The sequence below is a fragment of the Lysinibacillus sp. FSL M8-0134 genome (assembly GCF_038069745.1).
In the GTDB taxonomy this organism is placed as follows: domain Bacteria; phylum Bacillota; class Bacilli; order Bacillales_A; family Planococcaceae; genus Lysinibacillus; species Lysinibacillus irui.
Window position 1 is genome coordinate 2486285 of record NZ_JBBPAJ010000001.1, and the last position, 18331, is coordinate 2504615.

Annotated in this window: 19 protein-coding genes; 7 read left to right on the forward strand and 12 right to left on the reverse strand. The window is 38.3% G+C overall.

Annotation, left to right across the window (positions count from 1 at the left end; all coding sequences use genetic code 11):
• Positions 1–281 precede the first annotated feature (281 nt).
• Positions 282–1481 (forward strand): Ger(x)C family spore germination protein, encoded by a 1200-nt coding sequence (locus MKY49_RS12780; RefSeq protein ID WP_341386419.1) that lies wholly within the window; start codon positions 282–284, stop codon positions 1479–1481.
• 31 nt (positions 1482–1512) lie between these two features.
• Here the strand turns inward: MKY49_RS12780 and MKY49_RS12785 are convergent, their stop codons facing one another.
• Positions 1513–2268, reverse strand: coding sequence for a class I SAM-dependent methyltransferase (locus MKY49_RS12785; RefSeq protein WP_322606566.1), 756 nt, complete (start codon positions 2266–2268; stop codon positions 1513–1515).
• A gap of 261 nt (positions 2269–2529) precedes the next feature.
• Between MKY49_RS12785 and MKY49_RS12790 the strand changes: the two genes are divergently transcribed.
• The 3 genes from MKY49_RS12790 (at position 2530) to MKY49_RS12800 (ending at position 4529) form a co-directional block, all read left to right on the forward strand.
• The gene (locus tag MKY49_RS12790; protein WP_341386420.1) at positions 2530–3405 is read left to right on the forward strand and encodes an AraC family transcriptional regulator; all 876 of its coding nucleotides are present in this window, start codon (positions 2530–2532) and stop codon (positions 3403–3405) included.
• Entirely contained in the window at positions 3402–3977 is a 576-nt protein-coding gene (locus MKY49_RS12795) for a GNAT family N-acetyltransferase (RefSeq protein ID WP_274793349.1), read from the forward strand. The genes MKY49_RS12790 and MKY49_RS12795 overlap by 4 nt, the downstream gene beginning before the upstream one ends.
• Positions 3978–4100: 123 nt before the next feature.
• Positions 4101–4529, forward strand: coding sequence for a hypothetical protein (locus tag MKY49_RS12800; RefSeq protein ID WP_274793350.1), 429 nt, complete (start codon positions 4101–4103; stop codon positions 4527–4529).
• 97 nt (positions 4530–4626) lie between these two features.
• Here MKY49_RS12800 and MKY49_RS12805 read toward each other — a convergent pair whose 3' ends face one another.
• A complete protein-coding gene (locus tag MKY49_RS12805; protein ID WP_341386421.1) occupies positions 4627–5472 on the reverse strand; it encodes an alpha/beta fold hydrolase in 846 nt (281 codons plus the stop codon).
• Between the two features lie 435 nt (positions 5473–5907).
• On the opposite strand from MKY49_RS12805, the gene MKY49_RS12810 reads away from it, so the two are divergent.
• On the forward strand, positions 5908–6393 hold the full coding sequence (locus MKY49_RS12810) for a tetratricopeptide repeat protein (RefSeq protein ID WP_274793353.1): 486 nt from the start codon (positions 5908–5910) through the stop codon (positions 6391–6393).
• Positions 6394–6652: 259 nt separating this feature from the next.
• On the opposite strand, the gene MKY49_RS12815 is transcribed toward MKY49_RS12810, so the two are convergent.
• From MKY49_RS12815 to MKY49_RS12830, 4 genes are all read right to left on the reverse strand, one after another.
• Positions 6653–7696: a phosphotransferase family protein gene (locus tag MKY49_RS12815; RefSeq protein WP_341386422.1), complete on the reverse strand. Its 1044-nt coding sequence runs from the start codon at positions 7694–7696 to the stop codon at positions 6653–6655.
• Between the two features lie 13 nt (positions 7697–7709).
• A complete protein-coding gene (locus tag MKY49_RS12820; RefSeq protein WP_322606573.1) occupies positions 7710–8486 on the reverse strand; it encodes an SDR family oxidoreductase in 777 nt (258 codons plus the stop codon).
• Positions 8483–9718, reverse strand: coding sequence for an acyl-CoA dehydrogenase family protein (locus MKY49_RS12825; protein WP_341386423.1), 1236 nt, complete (start codon positions 9716–9718; stop codon positions 8483–8485). Before MKY49_RS12825 ends, MKY49_RS12820 begins: the two co-directional genes overlap by 4 nt.
• Positions 9719–9855: 137 nt before the next feature.
• A complete protein-coding gene (locus MKY49_RS12830) occupies positions 9856–10749 on the reverse strand; it encodes a LysR family transcriptional regulator (protein WP_274793357.1) in 894 nt (297 codons plus the stop codon).
• A 140-nt stretch (positions 10750–10889) separates the two neighbouring features.
• Between MKY49_RS12830 and hutG the strand changes: the two genes are divergently transcribed.
• Positions 10890–11855 carry a formimidoylglutamase gene (gene hutG / locus MKY49_RS12835; protein ID WP_274793358.1) on the forward strand — a complete coding sequence of 322 codons (966 nt, stop codon included), beginning with the start codon at positions 10890–10892 and terminating at the stop codon, positions 11853–11855.
• A complete protein-coding gene (gene gltS / locus MKY49_RS12840) occupies positions 11852–13036 on the forward strand; it encodes a sodium/glutamate symporter (RefSeq protein WP_274793359.1) in 1185 nt (394 codons plus the stop codon). Before hutG ends, gltS begins: the two co-directional genes overlap by 4 nt.
• Before the next feature lie 49 nt (positions 13037–13085).
• Here the strand turns inward: gltS and MKY49_RS12845 are convergent, their stop codons facing one another.
• The 6 genes from MKY49_RS12845 to MKY49_RS12870 all read right to left on the reverse strand — a co-directional run bounded on the left by MKY49_RS12845 (position 13086) and on the right by MKY49_RS12870 (position 18192).
• Positions 13086–14348 carry a polysaccharide deacetylase family protein gene (locus tag MKY49_RS12845; protein ID WP_341386425.1) on the reverse strand — a complete coding sequence of 421 codons (1263 nt, stop codon included), beginning with the start codon at positions 14346–14348 and terminating at the stop codon, positions 13086–13088.
• Positions 14349–14912: 564 nt separating this feature from the next.
• On the reverse strand, positions 14913–15083 hold the full coding sequence (locus MKY49_RS12850) for a hypothetical protein (RefSeq protein ID WP_341386426.1): 171 nt from the start codon (positions 15081–15083) through the stop codon (positions 14913–14915).
• A gap of 503 nt (positions 15084–15586) precedes the next feature.
• Positions 15587–16423 (reverse strand): D-alanyl-D-alanine carboxypeptidase family protein, encoded by an 837-nt coding sequence (locus MKY49_RS12855; protein WP_341386427.1) that lies wholly within the window; start codon positions 16421–16423, stop codon positions 15587–15589.
• A 77-nt stretch (positions 16424–16500) separates the two neighbouring features.
• Positions 16501–17118, reverse strand: a complete 618-nt coding sequence (locus MKY49_RS12860) for a histidine phosphatase family protein (RefSeq protein ID WP_341386428.1) — start codon at positions 17116–17118, stop codon at positions 16501–16503.
• 45 nt (positions 17119–17163) lie between these two features.
• Positions 17164–17583 carry a DUF3995 domain-containing protein gene (locus MKY49_RS12865; RefSeq protein ID WP_396631797.1) on the reverse strand — a complete coding sequence of 140 codons (420 nt, stop codon included), beginning with the start codon at positions 17581–17583 and terminating at the stop codon, positions 17164–17166.
• 99 nt (positions 17584–17682) lie between these two features.
• Positions 17683–18192, reverse strand: coding sequence for a TetR/AcrR family transcriptional regulator (locus tag MKY49_RS12870; RefSeq protein WP_341386429.1), 510 nt, complete (start codon positions 18190–18192; stop codon positions 17683–17685).
• Between the last annotated feature and the right edge of the window lie 139 nt (positions 18193–18331).

The window sequence follows — 18331 nt, forward strand, 5'->3', positions numbered from 1 at the left end:
AGCCTTACACCTCCTAGATTCGTTACTAGGGTCACTGTGAATGCAGTGGCCCATCTATTATTAACAACAACCCTTAAAAGGGCCCACTTAAAGTTTTTTACTAAAAAATAAGCCTCATCCCAAGTGTATGCACGTTTACTAGCCAGACAAGCGGACATGCTCTGCTTATCCTAATAACAGTTTACAAAAAGAGTTACCTCAATATCACTTTTTGATTATTTTGGCTGTTATTTGCTTATCCTTAATAATGTTGGACTATCTTTGCCCTTTTCCTTGAGGAGGTGCCGATCATCAAGCACACACTGTCATTCATACTATTGCTTTTCATTATTCTTTTGTTAGGTGGATGTTGGAGTAAACGAGAGTTAAACGAATTGGCTATCGTTACGGCCTTTGGGGTCGATAAATCGGACGAGCTTGTTGAAATTTCCGTGCAAATTGTTAACCCTAGTCAGGTAGCCTCAAACAAAGCCTCTAGTTTCCAAGTCCCTGTTTTTACCTACCATGCTAAGGGAAAATCCTTATTTGACGCCATGCGAAAATTAACCACTTTGACGCCAAGGAAACCCTATTATTCCCATGCGCAAATTATAATCATCAGTGAAGAGTTGGCTAAAGAAGGAATGAATAGCATTTTAGATTTACTACAAAGGGATCCAGAGGGTAGAAGCGAATTTAACATTATTATTGCCCATGAATCGACTGCCCAAGAAATTTTGAGTATTTTAACACCATTAGAGGATATTCCAGCTAGTAAATTGTTTAAATCCTTAAAGGATACTGAAGCAACCTGGGGAACGACTGAATCTGTTATTCTCGACGATTTAGTTCAATCTTTGGGTCATATAGATAATAGCGCCGTATTACCTACCATTCAAATTCATGGTGATGCGGATGCTGGAAAATCTAGCAGCAATGTTGAAAAAATTAAGAGCCCCGCACAATTACAATATGGTGGACTGGCTGTTTTTAAAAATTATAAGCTTATTGGCTTTTTGACAGAAGAAGAAAGCAGAAATTATAACTTTTTACACAATAATATTAAGAGTACCTTTGAAACGCTTGCCTGCCCTGAGCAAGGGAAAATATCGACAGAAATTATTCAATCTTCAACAAAAGTGACAGGACGTATTCAGCATGACATTCCCTCGATTACGATTCAACTGGATATTGAACAGAACGTCGCTGAAATAAGCTGCCCTCTAGATTTAACCAAACCCGAAACCATCGATGCTCTAAATAAAGCAACGAGCAAGCAAATTAAGGAAAGTATAGAGCGCACAATCCAAACGATTCAACAAACCTATCAGGCTGATATTTTAAAATTTGGCGAAGTACTACATCGTGAGAATTATAAAGCTTGGAATCGAATAAAAAAAGATTGGTCGACTCTTTATCCAGAGCTAGAGGTTAATCTTGTAGTCGATGTCCAGACAAAAGGAGTAGGTACCGCAACAAAATTAAAACTCAATAAAAAATGACCAGTCGCTACGATGACTGGTCATTTTGTTTTTAGCGAACAGCTTCAAATGTCATGAGTGACGTTTCTTGACTTGGCTGTTTAGTATACATGTAGTTTGCTGAACAAGTGATAGTAGTGAAACCAATACTTTGTAATAGAAATTTAAATTCCTCTACACCATACCAACGCAATGGGAACTTTTGTAGTTCCGTATCCACTAATTTTCCTTGTCGCCATTTTTCATATTTTAATACTGTTAATGTTTTCTGCTCCACCCAGTTCATGGCTATCGATTTTCTTTCAAGTGCAATTCCTTCATCTTCCGAAATTTGAAAATAGGTTGTCGCCATTTCTCCCGTTTTCCAGTCTGTCGGAAATAATAAATCAATGATAATCCGTCCACCAGGAACTAGATGCTGATACATACACGTTAACGCAGAAACAGCCTCCCGATAACTTTCGATTAAACAGAACGAGCCAGTAGGCATAACAATCGCCTCGTATAGCCTACTTAATGAAAAATTACTGACATTGCCCTCATAAAGCACTGGTGTCAGCCCTCTTTCTAGACATTGTTTTCGACAGGAAGCTAGCATTTCCGGAGAATAATCAATCCCCTCTATATCAATGCCTTTTTCCTTAAAAGGAATATAGAATCGACCAGAGCCAACTCCAGCTTCAAGTACCTTACCTGTAATACCCTGCAATCGTTCTAGATAATATTCAATATCCCCACCAAGGGAGTATCCTACTGGTTTTGTAAAATCATAAAGTTCTGTGCTTAACGGTCCGTAATTTTTGTACATTTTTTCTCCTCCGATTGTTGCGGAAGAATCAAATTTTTAATCCCCCCACACCTTCATGTTATTTAGTGTAAATACAGAGCTGACTTTCATTATATATCACTCACTTTCTTGTAAATTTAGTTAAATTATACATTTATTAATTAATTTTCTCAATGTTACTATTGATTTCTAGTTGATGACAATTTAATGTACGAAATAGCACAAATTATCAAAAGCTCATCCACCATAAACGGTAATATAGAGGCAAGAAAGGATGATGGTATGGATTATTTTGAAAGAATTCAAAACGCCATAGAGTTTATTGAGGAAAACCTTCAGGAAAAGTTAATGATTACAGCTATTTCTTCCCAATCTTACTTTTCACCATTTCATTTCCAAAGACTTTTTCAGGCCATTACAGGTTTTTCGGTGCAGCAGTATATTCGGAATAGGAGGCTTTCAGAAGCGGCTTTCCTCTTAAAAACAACCTCACAAACTATACTTGAAATTGCAATCAACTTTCAATATGGTTCTCAAGAGGCATTCACAAGGGCATTTGTACAGTATTTCGGTATTACACCTGCTAAATATCGAAAAGGGGCCTACTCCATACCACTTCAAGCCAAAATGAACTTTTTGGACTATAAATTGGAAGGAGAACTCCCTATGCAGCGACCAGAAATACTTCAATTATCTAAAAAACTAATCGTGGGCTATGAATACAAAACAACATTACAAGACGATCACTATTATGGAGATATTCCAGGCTTTTATTTGAATTTTGGTCAACAAAAATATTATGAGCGCATTTCCTATAAAGTTGCTCCTAATATAGCATATGGAATTTCTTCACACTTTCAGGAGGATGGGCAATTTTCCTTTATTGTTGGAGAGGAAGTTAAAGCATTTAAAGATCATGTAGAGGAAGGTTTTATTCATCTTGAAATTCCAGCTGGTAAATATGCTGAGTTTTCATTGACTAGTACTGCAGAGGGAATACAAAATACGAGACGTTACATTTATGGAGTATGGCTTCCCCATTCTCATTATGAGCGAGATACTGGTCCTGACTTTGAAGTAACTGACGTCATGCACTCTACCTATCCACATGCTTTAAACATGAAAATTTATATTCCCTTAAAGGAGCAACCATCATGATAATTGAAAAAGTATTTAATGAGTTCCCAATCTTAGACTCAACAAATCTAGAACTCAAAAAAATAGAAGACATTCATATACAAGAGATATTCGCTATTTATGATAATGATAAGGTTTTTGAGTACTGTGGAATTATCCCCAAACACAACCTGCAAACTGTTCAAAAAATGATAGGCCATTTTGAACGAGATTATATGAAGAAAAGCAGAATAAAATGGGGAATTTTTGAAAAATCTCAACGCGAAAAATTAGTTGGCATTATCGAAGCAATGGATTTTAATCAAAAAGTAAATATGGTGACAATCGGTTACTATTTAGCTGAAACATCTTGGGGAAAAGGTATTGCAACAGAGGCACTTCAAATCGTTGTAAAATTTTTATTGGAGGAAGTTCATGTTCATCGAATCCAGGCAGAGGTTATGCCTTTAAACGAGCCTTCGAAAAAGGTGCTGCTAAAAAATGGCTTTATAAAAGAAGGTCTATTACGACAAGCTACAGTGTGGTCCGGTAAAGGGGTTGTTGATTTAGAAATATATGGACTATTGAAAGATGATTATAGTAAAAATGACTAGACTCTATTTGTGAGTCTGGTCTTTTCTTTTAATCTTCAGATAAATGGACGTTTTACCATCTTCCAGAAGGCTCTATGACATAGATTAGAAATAGATAAATGACATAAAGGAGCGTTGTATGAAATGGATGACAATAGATATTTAACACGAATAAATTGGGAATTTAATAATTATCATAAATTTGCTAAATGCTATTGTGAATCAAAGAACTATTACTTAGGCCAATATGATGGCAATGATCATTTGGCTGAAGAAGATTCCTATAAAATCAAATATTATAATAGCCCTCAATTTGAAAAAACAGTCCAGGAGAAAGGTCAGAGCAAAAAGCATTGTGAAAATTGTATCTGTCATCATTTAGAATGTTTCGAACCAGGGACATTAGTAGATGTTTTCCTATCTGATGGCACAAGATTTTTACGTATTTATTTCCTCTACTTCGATTCCCAAAACTGCTGTGGGAATTTCCTTCAAATCGAAGGAAATAGACTGCCTGTCATCATTGATTGCCGTAAAATTGAAGCGATTCGTAAAAGCTGTACAGCAAAATAACTCTTTGGCTCTTCCCTTTTTGGAAGTAGCCTTTTTTGCAAAACATAATAAGGAATAAGGCCGGTTATACGCCATATAGCGTAACCAGCCCTCATAATTATTCTTTTTTGATCCATTGTATAAGTTGTTCATCGAAATACGCAGGTTCTTCAAACATTGAATTATGACCGCTTTTTTCAAAAATGACTTTCGTTACGTGGGGAACTTGATCTACTGTTTCCCATAAGGCTACAGGTGCAACTAAGTAATCATACTTGCCTAAACCTACAAAGATTGGCTTATGGAATTGGTGTACAAGTTGACTTAGATTCTGCTGGGCAAAAGCCACACCCCAAAGATAATCAATGATTTCCATATTCGTATCAACGTCTTCCCACATGGATGCGGCATTAAAAGTATAATCATAGAAGCTATGTGCCCCCATACGAATACACATATGAACAAAGCGTCGTTTGGGGTCCTGTTCAATATCCTGCTCCAACAAAGCAATATCTTGCTCAAATTGTTTTTTACGCGCTGCATTTGCATGTGTTTCAAAATAGGAAATGCTTTGCTGCTGTCTCTCTTGGCTATTTGTTGGGGCTGTATTCAATAGGATGACTTTTTCAACATGCTGGGGATAGGCTATAGCATACGCCATCGCCATAAATGCGTGACCTGAGTGTCCTAAAATAATCACATTATCCAGCTTTAGTATTTGCCTAGCTTGTTCAATATCTTCAACTATTTTATCTAAAGTATAATCTTCTTGTTTCATAGGTCGTTTTGTTGATTTCCCAAATCCTCGATGATCTAAAAAAATAAGTTGAAAATGTTGGGATAATTCCTGTGAAAACAGACGTGGATAATAAATACTACTACCCACAATTAAAATGGGCTGACCATGCCCCTTTATACAATAGTTCAATTCAAATCCATCACAAACCATTTTATTATATGTCATATTGGTATCCTCTTTTCTTTTTTGTGCTATCACTCCCTTTCCTCTTGGTGTTCCCATGTCTTTTCCATTGAACGATCTAGCATTCTATTCACCTCAAAGATGGTACTTTTACACAAACAATACCATTTGTAGCGCTTTCTAGCAATTAGTATCATGTATAATGAACAAAAGGAGGAAGTATATGAAGGAAAGTCTAATGGTGCGACTGAAAGCATTCCTTCTCATACTAATTATGTAGAGTTCATCACAACATTGGGGGGCGCCTATGCCGGAATAGCGGTCCATGCTTTTTCTAATGGTTCCAGTATCGGAAATGAAACCGTTGTCTATTTAGCGCTAGATTTTCATCAACAATTCCTCGCGATTATCTACCTCCAAATATTCTGGCTACTAGCTATGTTTATGAATGGGAAAACAACAAAGGGGTTAAATAAAATGGATAAACAATTAGAACCTATTATTACGTTAAGAAAAAATGGCCAGCTTGAGGAAGCTAATCAATTAATGGTAGCTCTACTAAAGGGAAACCCTGAAAATGGCTACTATCAATTTCAATGTGCCTGGACATACGATTCTTTAGGAAAAGAAAAGGAAGCAGTTCCACACTATGAAAAGGCGATTGCATTAGGACTTGAACCTGATGTTTTAGTTGATGCCTACCTCGGATTAGGTAGTACCTATCGTACTCTAGGGCAATATGAACAAGCAAAACAGATACTTGAACAAGCCATGCACGAATTTCCGGAAGCTGAGCATGTCAAAGTCTTTTACGCCATGACACTCTATAATCTTGGCGAGCATAGTAAATCAATGGAAACATTGCTAAATACATTAGTACGGACAACCAGTCATCAAGGTATAATCGATTATAAAAAAGCTATTCACTTCTACAGCGATAAGCTTGATCAAATATGGTCATAATATTAAACGGGTTCTCGAATGAACCTGTTTTTGTTTTGCCACCGCCTTTCTCATAGCCCTTTATAAGTGAGAAAATGTATGATAAAATAAGAACACACATTCGCTCTCTCTTATTTTTTTACGGGCGATGTTAGGTTATGTAAATGGGTCTTCGTGCGAGAAGTCATACATAGATAAAAAACATAGTGTCGGATAATCTGCTATAAATGCCTATAAAAAAACAGCTACTTTTGGTGAAAAGTAACCGTTTTTCTATTCTTTATATCGATTCTGAGGCTTGTTGAATTAATGCAGCCACCATTTTATCCATTCGGGCAAAGCGATCATCCTGTGTTTGCCCTTTCACATAGCGGTAATAAATTTGCTGACAAATGACGGCTAATTTGAAATAAGCAAATGTACAGTAATATTGAATGTTTGAAACGTCTCGCCCGCTTTTCTCTGCGTAGCGTTCAATAAATTGCTGTCGTGTATAAAAACCTGGCATGATGGTTACAGGTGGTTCACCAAGTGCATGTAACAGCATTTTCGGGTCATCCGCCTGCATCCAGTAACTCATCGCCACGCCGACATCTGCTAGTGGATCCCCTACCGTCGTCATTTCCCAATCGAATAGACCAATCATTTCAGCATAATCATTAGAGAACATGGCATTATTCAATTTATAATCATAATGAATAATTGTTGCCTCTTTATTATTTGGAACATGTTTCTTTAACCATTCTGTCAAAGTAGCTACTTCGGCAATCTCTGCCGTTTTCGCCCTTTCATAGCGCTCGATCCAGCCATGGACTTGTCTTTCCATAAATCCATCAGGCTTCACCATATCCTTTAATGATGTATCTTGATAAGGGATGGCATGAAGTGCAACTAAAGAGTCGACCATCATTTCAGACAACTGGCAAGCTAGTTCCTCTGAAGGTACTGTACCTGTTGGAAAATGTGTATCCAGGACAACACCTCTTTTGCGCTCCATTAAAAAGAAATCACTGCCAATAATATCGGAATCCTTCACATAAACATACGGCTGTGGAACCGCTTTGAAGAAAGGATGCAATGCCGATAATATTGTAAATTCTCGCTTCATATCATGTGCCTTCTTGGCAACTGGTCCAAGTGGTGGTCTACGAAGAACGACTTCAAAATCAGCTATTTTTAAACAATACGTTAAATTAGAATGTCCAGCACTAAACTGTGTTATTTCCAGTTTCCCCTTTGGAAGTTCAGGAAAATGATTTGCTAAAAAGGCTTGTAATTTAACAGCATCTAGACGCTCACTTGCCCTTACTTGCATTGTATCCATTTTATTTTCCCCCTTATATAATGGAACTCATGCCTCCATCTACTACAATGACATCACCTGTTACATAGTCTGAAGCTGGGGCCGCTAAAAATAATGCTACTCCCTTAAGATCATTTTCTGAGCCTAAACGTTTTAAAGGTGTAACCCCCATCAAATAGTCTTGTCCACGTTCAATTAAAACATTGGACATTTTTGTTGGGAAAAACCCAGGCGCAATGGCATTGACATGAACACCGTGTGGTCCCCATTTGACCGCTAAATCCTTCGTTAATGTGATAACAGCCCCTTTACTCGCATTATAGGCAATGGTATCCATAAAGGCCGGTAAGGTACCACCCAGTCCTGCAATCGAAGCAATATTAATGATTTTGCCGCTTTTTTGCTCTAACATAATTTTGCCAACTGCTTGACTCATCAAAAAGGTCCCATTAACATTGACATCAAATACTTTTTGCCAGGCTTCATAAGGCATATCAATAGCAGGTGTGCCCCAAGATGCCCCACTGTTATTGACTAAAATATCAATCTTACCGAATGTTGTGATCGTTTTAGCCACTATATTAGCAATATCCTCAGGCTTTGTGACATCACAAGCTAACGCTAATGTTTGGACACCTAATGTTTCAAGTGCTGCTGCAACTTCCTCACAGGCTTCTACTTTTCGTGAGCATAGAACTACATTGGCCCCTGCCTCTGCAAATCCTTGGGCAATTTGCGCACCAAGACCACGGCCACCACCTGTTACAATAGCTGTTTTACCTTGTAAGCTAAATAACTCAAGTACTGTCATTTCACCAGCTCCTCTTGTTTAGTCGCATGTTTTTTTAATTCCAGCTTAGCAATAGTATTTCGATGTACTTCATCTGGTCCGTCTGCTAAGCGCAATGTGCGAGAATTCGCCCACTGTGCCGCAAGCGTTGTATCGGGTCCGACCCCTGCCGCGCCAAATGCTTGGATAGCCCGATCAATGACGCGCAGTGCCATATTAGGTGCAACCACCTTAATCATCGCAATTTCTGCTTTCGCTTCTTTATTCCCCACCGTATCCATCATATAAGCTGCCTTTAAGGTTAAAAGTCTTGCCTGTTCAATATCGATGCGAGATTCAGCAATACGCTCACGCATTACCCCTTGATCTGCTAATGGGCGATGAAAGGCATGTCGCTGTTGTACCCTTCTACACATTTCCTCCAATGCACGTTCAGCTGCGCCAATTAGACGCATACAATGATGTATTCTTCCTGGACCAAGACGACCTTGAGCAATAGCAAAGCCTTTGCCTTCTCCCCACAAAATATTGTCTACTGGTACACGCACATTCGTAAATGTCACCTCACCATGACCCTCTGGCGCATGATCGTAACCAAAAGCCGTCAGCATCCGCTCTACTTTTACCCCTGGTGTGTCCATTGGTACTAGAATCATAGACTGCTGCTCATGGATTGGTGCTGTTGTATCTTTATGCTTTCCCATAAAAATGGCCACTTTACAGCGCGGGTCACCAGCACCTGTTGTCCACCATTTATGGCCATTTAAAATGTATTCATCCCCATCTCGCTCAATGCTTGCCTCAATATTCGTAGCATCACTGGATGCAACAGCAGGCTCGGTCATCGCAAAGCAAGAGCGCATTTCTCCTTTTAGTAACGGTTCAAGCCATTGCTTTTTTTGTTGGGCAGAGCCGTACCGTACAAGCACCTCCATGTTACCTGTGTCAGGCGCATTACAATTGAAAACTTCTGGTGCCAGAAGGGAACGCCCCATAATTTCACATAAAGGCGCGTATTCTAAATTTGTTAAACCTGCCCCATATTCGCTATCTGGTAAAAATAAATTCCATAATCCTGCCTGCTGTGCCTTCTGCTTTAGCTCGTCCATAATCGGTGGAATCGCTCCCCAACGATCCTCCATTGCTTCAACCTGTGCCGTATAAACTTCTTCATTTGGATAAATGTATTGCTCCATAAAATTCGTCAGCTTGTCTTGTAACTCCACCACTTTTTCACTATAAGAAAAATTCATGGAAGATACCCCCTTTGCTTGAATTTTGATAAAATGAATGAATGTTCATTTTCATTCTTACATTAAATGTTACCGCTATATTTTTGGTAAAGCAATGCTTTATTTCGTGAATTTTCTAATATAACAGAAAATTATTTCTATATTGTCTTTGTTTCAAAATACTGCAAAATGTCTTGCAACAATTGACGAATGGCCAAAGGTAAATGACGCTTTTTTAAATACACCAAATAAACATTTCGACTAAGATTTGCCCCTTCAATTTCTTTTTTTATAATGGTTTTAGCTGTCGGGCCTTGTAAATAATTTTCCGGTAAAATAGTTACTCCTAAATTTTCTCGGACAAGGGAAACAGCTGTTTCAAAGCGTTCAATTTCAAATTGAATATGAATATTTTTACCTGCCTGTTCAAAGGTATCTAAAATATCACGTCTTGTTTGAAAGCCTTCCGTACTAATAATAAATGGCTCTTCACTTATATCAGAAATAGTTACTTTTTCTTTTTTGGCTAATGGGTGGTGTAATGGTAACACTGCAACCAATCTCTCTTCATATAAGGTTTTGACTTCCAACTCTGGATCATCCATCAACTGATTGGTAATGATTAAATGAGTTTTATAGCTCTTTAAGGATTTTTTCACACGCTTACTGCCTAAAATGTCAACTAAATGGATGATCATTTCTGGATAATCTTTTTTATAATTGGCAATAACTTTAGGCAACCAATGCTTAATAGATTCCATGACACCTATAGTGATTTCCCTCGTACCGTGGATAATGACTTCATCCATTTCAATTTTTAGCACTTCCATATTTTTTACAATAACTTTTGCACGTTCAAATAACACCTCACCCGCTTCTGTTAACTGCAAATTTCTCGTATTTCTCTCCAATAAAGGTGATCCTATCTCCTCTTCTAATTTTTTGATGGCATTACTTAATGATGGCTGTGAAATATGCAGTCTTTCCGCGGCTTTTGAGAAATTCATATGTTCTGAAACGGCAATAAAATAGTGTAATTGTTTAATATCCAAAAGCAAAATCCCCCTTCATTTATAGCTAAAAGCTATAGATTAATATTAATTATATATTAGTAATTATAATTATGTGAATATATAATGAATTACAACAATACTTTTTCTACAATAATATTAGCAATGGGGTTGATAAGGTTATGTATACACTAACAGATCAAAAACAATGGAAAGGCCGTATAGATTCTACGACAAATAAAAGTAGCTTTCGTTTACATCAAAAAGTACAAAGATTAGCGATTAATGATGTAAGCGCTTCAGCGAAGAAAAGTGCTGCACTAGTTGGGTTTATCTGTGATGAAGGGGTACGTCGAAATCAAGGTCGTGTAGGAGCTGCAAATGGCCCAAATGCACTGCGAGAAGGGCTATCTAGCTTACCGTGGACGTTTGAGGACGAGCAGCAAATTATCGATGTCGGCAATGTCGTTTGTCTCAATCATGCTTTAGAGGAAGCACAGCATGAGCTTGGCGAAGTTGTCGGAACCGTATTGCAAAAGAACTTACAATGTGTGGTGCTTGGTGGTGGACATGAAACACTGTATGGCCATTATTTAGGCGTTCGCTCTGCCTTACCAAAGGAGGCTAAGGTTGGTATCATCAATATCGATGCCCACTTTGATTTACGACCATACGATGAACAACCTTCTTCAGGTACCATGTTCCGTCAAATTTTAGAGCAGGATCCACATACCGATTATTTTGTCGTTGGTATCCAACGCTACGGCAATACAAGAGAATTATTCGAAAAAGCAGATGAATTAAATGTGAAGTATATTTACGAAGATCAAATGACCGTAGCCAACCAACAGCAATTAATGGATGACCTACAACACTATATGGATCAGCATGATTATATTCTTTTAACATTATGTATGGATGTCTTGAATGCAGCATTTGCTCCAGGTGTAAGTGCTCCTTCACCATTTGGACTTGATCCATCCACTGTACGTTCACTACTACAAAAAGTAACGGCACATCCTCATACACACTCATTTGATATTTGTGAGGTCAATCCGTTACTAGATGAAAATGGTCGCACTGTAAAACTAGGGGCATATTTTGTCTATGAAGCATTAAACAACTTACTTGGGGGGCAAGGCTCATGATCGAAATAAATCAAATTACAACTGTGTTTTTAGCCGTTGCACTCTTTGCATTGGGTAGCTTTCTCATTAATAAAATAGGATTTTTAAAACGTTTCTGTATTCCAGCACCAGTTGTGGGTGGCTTGCTATTTGCCGCCCTTGCAACGATTTTAAAGACAACAGGTGTTATAGAAATTTCACTTGATACTTCATTACAAAGCTTATTTATGATTACATTCTTCACTACAATTGGATTAGGGGCAAGCTTTAAACTAGTGAAGCTCGGTGGTAAATTACTTATTATTTACTGGCTAGCATGTGGCTTCCTCGCTTTAATGCAAAATGTGATTGGTGTTTCTCTTGCCTCACTCATGGGCATACATCCTTTAATCGGAATGATGGCTGGCGCAGTTTCAATGGAAGGTGGTCATGGGGCTGCCGCTGCATTTGGACAAACATTAGAGGATTTAGGTATTTCTTCTGCCATGACAATAGGTGCCGCTGCCGCAACATGTGGTTTAGTTGCCGGTGGTTTAATCGGAGGTCCAATTGTAAAATACCTAGTAGGTAAATACAATTTAACACCGGATGAACAAGAGTCTGAAGAAATCGACTATGAAAATAAACAGGAACAAATTACTTCTGAATCGTTCTTTACACAAGTATTATTAATTACTTTCTGTATGGCTGTTGGGACATATGTTGGGACATTATTCTCAGAAGCAACAGGGTTCGTCCTACCAGGTTATGTCGGAGCTATGTTTGTCGCTGTATTAGTGCGTAATATTATGGATAAATTCAAACCTGAAGCCATTAATATGAAAAGTATTTCCTTAATCGGGGACGTGACATTAGGTATTTTCCTTTCAATGGCGCTAATGAGTATCAAATTATGGGAAATTGCTGATTTAGCTCTTCCTTTATTCATCATCGTCTTTGCACAAGTATTCTTTATCGTTGTATTTAGTACTTTCGTGTTGTTTAAATTACTCGGCAAAAATTACGATGCCGCTGTAATGGTTGCCGGTTTTGCAGGACATGGCTTAGGAGCAACCCCAAATGCCATGGCTAATATGTCAGCCGTTGTACAACGTTTTGGTCCATCTAAAAAGGCCTTTCTCGTGGTACCAATTGTCGGCGCATTTTTAATCGATGTGTTTGGTATTCCTATTATTATTACAACGATTAATTTATTTAAATAAACAACAAGCCGTGTATAGGTCTCTACAAGACTATTACACGGCTTTACTATTATTGTAAAATCTCACTTACCGTTACAAAGTCGTAGCCTTGTTTTTGTAAGTATTGCATAACATTTTCTAAACCATTCGCTGTCGTTTGATGAATATCATGCATTAAAATAATGCTACCATCTTTAACAGATGCTTTAACAGAAGCTAAAATCTTATCTGGATTGTGGTGCTTCCAATCCAGCGTATCAATCGACCATAAAATGGACGGAATAGTTATGACGGACCGGACTTGCTCATTCGTCGCTCCATAAGGTGGTCGAAAAACGGTAGGATACTGCCCAATGGCCGAATAAATGGCATTACTTGAGCCATTGACTTCTTGTTTAACACCCGCTATTGATAAAGTCGTTAATTTCTTATGGCTTAACGTATGACTACCAATTTCGTGTCCAGCCTCATAAACCTGCTTGACGATCGTTGCATTTTTTGAGACATTTTTCCCTACCATAAAGAACGTAGCCTTCGCATCATATTTTTCTAAAGTCGCTAAAATTTGTGGTGTCACTTTGGCATCAGGCCCATCATCGAACGTTAAAGCTACACGTTTTTTCGCACCTTTTGCTGCTGGAATTCCTTTATTATATACTTTATTATTCGTTAGTTGAATATTGGCTAGCTCTGAAGCTTTGACATACCCCTTTTGGTCACCCGCTTCCACATAGGACCAGCCAGCAAGTGTTATGTAATACTGAACAGTCGTTTTATTGGCAAGTATACCAAGGACCTCTCCACTTGGGCTAGCTGTTAAACGTAATTCAGCACCATTCACTGCATTAATTCGTTTCTTTGTTGGGACAGGTTTTTTTAAAGCGTTCGTCGCAACATAGCCTGTATCTTCACCATATTGGACGAATGACCAGCCACCCGGTGCTGTACCATATACAAAAACCACGCGTCCTTCATATAACTGTCCAACCTTTTGTGCGTTTTGCCTTGGCGCTGTAAATAACGTCGTGCCACCCTTTTGCATTACTACATAACCCTCAGACTTCAACTTGACTAAAACATCAGACGGCACATAGCCCATCTGCTCTGGCGTTTGAATATGTGTCCAGCCTTTGCTTGCTGCTAGCACAGTAACAAAGCTTCCCTTCGTTAGTTCACCAATTTCTGCACTATTCGAGGAAGGCTCTTCATAGATGATAGTATCCTTGGTAACTTTCTGAATGACCACGGACCCTTCAGCATTGGTAGTTAATGGTCCAATCAATAATGCCAATATAAACGTCAAAAATATAGTATAGGGTAATAATTTTTTCATTGTTCTACACCGCCCTTAGATGTCTTTCCATGTCGTTTGCTAAAAAAATACGAAGATTTAACTTTAATTATAGAGTAATCGTTCATGCCAGAAAATAGTAATAATCAACTAGATTCCATTCTATAAGACCGTTCACATCTGCGCGTTTGTAAACCTTTATACACTGCTTGTTCCCGTTTTTCTACGAACCACAGCATAAAAAACGTTATATAAAGATTTCACCTCCTTTTGCGGGTAATGCTTGGAATGAATGGCGGACCTATTTCTGTGGGGGAATTTCTTTGGGAATGTAGCGCCTTCTTCATCATGATGAGCGACTTTCTCAAGGATTGGAGCATCTCCTTTGCTTTGGTCAGCGCTTTGCTCCCGGAATGGGAGCATTTTTCACTTTGGTGAGCACTTTGATCCTTAATTGGAGCGCTTCCTTCACTTTTATGATCACTTTACTACCTAATTGGAGCGACTCCATTACTTTTATGATCACTTTTCTCCTTATTTGGAGCGACTCCACTACTTTTATGATCAATTTTCTCCTTATTTGGAGCGCCTTCTTCTCCTTTATGATCACTTTACTTCTAATTGGAGCGCTTCCTTCACTTTTATGATCACTTTACTACCTAATTGGAGCGACTCCATTACTTTTATGATCACTTTTCTCCTTATTTGGAGCGACTCCATTACTTTTATGATCACTTTACTCTTTATTTGGAGCGCTTCACTCTCTTTTATGATCACTTTTCTCCTTATTCGGAGCGCTTCACTCACTTTATGATCACTTTACTTCTAATTGGAGCGCTTCCTTCACTTTTATGATCACTTAGAACCTTAATTGGAGCGCTTCCTTCTCCTTTATGATCACTTTACTACCTAATTGGAGCGACTCCATTACTTTTATGATCACTTAGAACCTTAATTAGAGCGCTTCCTTCACTTTTATGATCACCTTTTTATCTAATTGGATCGACTCCATTACTTTTATGATCACTTTACTCTTTATTTGGAGCGCCTTCTTCTCCTTTATGATCACTTTTCTCCTTATTTGGAGCGACTCCATTACTTTTATGATCACTTAGAACCTTAATTAGAGCGCTTCCTTCACTTTTATGATCACTTTACTCTTTATTTGGAGCGCCCACTTTACTCCTTAATTAAAACTTCATCGAATCTCATAGAACAGCCCGCACTATTAAGACGTTTCAGGCTATGAAAAAGTTGAGATGTTTTCATAGATTTCCCATCTACAGGGCATTGTAGGCAGTTAAAGCATCTTCAATATGCGGGGGTGGTGTCCGAACATCGCTTGGGGCATTGGTTGTTATGAATAGAAATGATTTGCCTTCTTTTTCGATGATGGACGCGAGACATAATCCGGCTTCAGGTGTATACCCCGTTTTTCCGCCTAATATGGGTCCATCTAAACCAGGCATTTTTGTAAACAACGAGTTTGTGATAATTAGCTCATTAGGTACATGGGTTGTATAGCTTTTTGAAGTAAATATGTGATAAAAGGTAGGGTTCTCTAACGCATAACGTAGAAGTTTACTAATGTCCCGAACGCTTGATACGTGTGCCTCGTCATGTAGACCACTTGTATTAACGAAATGGGTATCATTCATGCCTATTTCCTGTGCTTTGTTATTCATATAAGTGACGAATTTTTCCTCACTGCCTGCAATTGCCTCAGCAAGTGTTCCCGTTGCATCAGCGCCTGAGGCAAGCAAAGTACCATATAATAAATCCTCAATTGTCACAAAATCACCAGCATGAAAGCCTGCCATTGAGGCATTCTGAGCAGTATAGATAGCAATCGTTTGTGGTTCTACAATGGTCTGTTTTTGTAGATCTTCTGTTAATTCAATTGCCACTATGGCTGTCATGATCTTTGTTAAGGATGCAGGATAAATAATGGCATCAGCATTTTTTTCAAATAATACTTCGCCTTGTGTATTGAGTAACAAAGCATTTTGACTATGTAATGATGGCAGTTCTAGTTGAACCTTTTCATATGTTTTGTTTGTATAATACAAAGCGAACACCACGATACCAATACAGCAAAGCAACACCAAATTTTTCATAAAAAAACGCCTCCTACACAATATAATAAGAGGCATTTCTGAATATTCCTTCCTAAATAAAAGCAATTAAAAACGTTTTATAGATAATAGTCATCTTCAAAATTAGAACAAATTCTTGTTATTTTTTTATTAGCTAATTTAAAAAAGATATCTTGAGAAACTTCTAATTTGAGAGCATCCTCCTTCTGAAGACCCGCGTAAATTCCTCGTAAGATCCGACTAGTTAGCCCATGTGAGACAACAATTAGCTTTGAGTATTGTTGTATATCCTCCAGCCATGAGGTTAACCTGCTTACTACAGCTTCGTAGCTTTCCCCACCTGGCGCACGGAAATACCAATTAAAAACATCCGTGTCGGCTAACAAGTCTGGCCAGGTGTGCTGTATTTCTGCCATGGTTAAGCCAGCCCATTGCCCTACAGCAACTTCTGTCAAGCGATGATCCTGTTCCACATCTTTCACATCATAACCGATTGTTTCACAAAGCAGGGCAGTGCTTTGCATAGCTCTCCCCAGTGGACTTGTAACGATTTTCCAATCGGTTGCATCACCAATTAGCGTTTTTAGCATGCGTGCATGTTGTTGAACCTGTTCTCGACCAAGTTCGGTTAATGGTGAATCGAGCTGTCCCTGATATCTTCCTTCTCTATTATAGTTCGTCTCACCATGACGAAGTAAATAAATCTTTTGCTGCATATTTTTCCCCCTATCCCTTGCTTTCATGTTAGAGGATGATTGCTGTTAAAACAATAGCTCGAGATAAATGAAGCCTAAAAACAAACATAACGGACTATAAAATCTCGTATCGTTTTTGGCAAATTGTGAATGTTTGATGCTTTTAAAAAACCCAACATATTTAAAATCACCAATAGCCCTTGCAATAAATACACATGCACAAACTGAACTTCCTACTTTAGAAAAACTAGAGGGTTGAAAATACGCCACAAATCCTTGCTGAATGAGGATAATTAGGCTTGCCAGTAGTATAAGGGTAGCAACACAGAGCGTTCCCCATTTTCTTGGCACGAAAACTGCTTGTTGTCCCCCTCCTTTGACTGGAATCACTGCACCAATTCCCCATCGTCCCCCAAAAGCCCAATAAATATGAATGATACTAATCATCCATAAAAGGACAATCGCCATAATTGATAAACTATACATAATAGGTTCCTCCCTCGCACTCAAAACATACGATATCGTATGTTTTAGCGATAAATAGAGTCCCAAGAAGCATACTGCTGCTTTCAAGGGACATCAGTTCTACTGTAATAGTAGTTTAATCATTTTTTCTAAATCAAAATGAGGATTAGCTTCAAATCGTGTCATCCAGCCTATATAGGTTAAATAAGCTAATCTCGCACGATCTTTGGAGACCTCTTTCGTCATCCCCTTTTTTTGATAGAGCTTTGCTACACAGGCAATGCGTTGTTCCTCAATTTGAACAATACGTGTTGCGACATGGGCATCATATTTAGCCCAAGCATATATGCCGATTTCTATCTTTTTATCTTTATAAAAGCTTATGCGTAACAGCTGTTCTAAAGTTGCATCCTCCTGCTCCATACTTTGAATGATGGCATTTGTTGCATGTGTTTCCCAATAGTCAAGCATGGCATCTAATAGCTGCTGATGATCACGGAAATAATGATAAAAGCTACCTTTGCTAATTTTTAACGACCGAGCTAATGCCTCGATGCGTACCTTATGGATGCCGTCTTCTGCTAATTGTTGTAGGCCCGCCTTAATCCAGTCATCTTTTGTTACTTGCATATGAACCCCCGAAAAAAATACGTTAGCGTATGTTTTGTATTATATTACCATTTTATTCATTGACTATCAACTCTCTTTCTTATGACGGACATTAATATTATTATTGATTGTAAAATTAATCGTCATGACACGCGGTAAA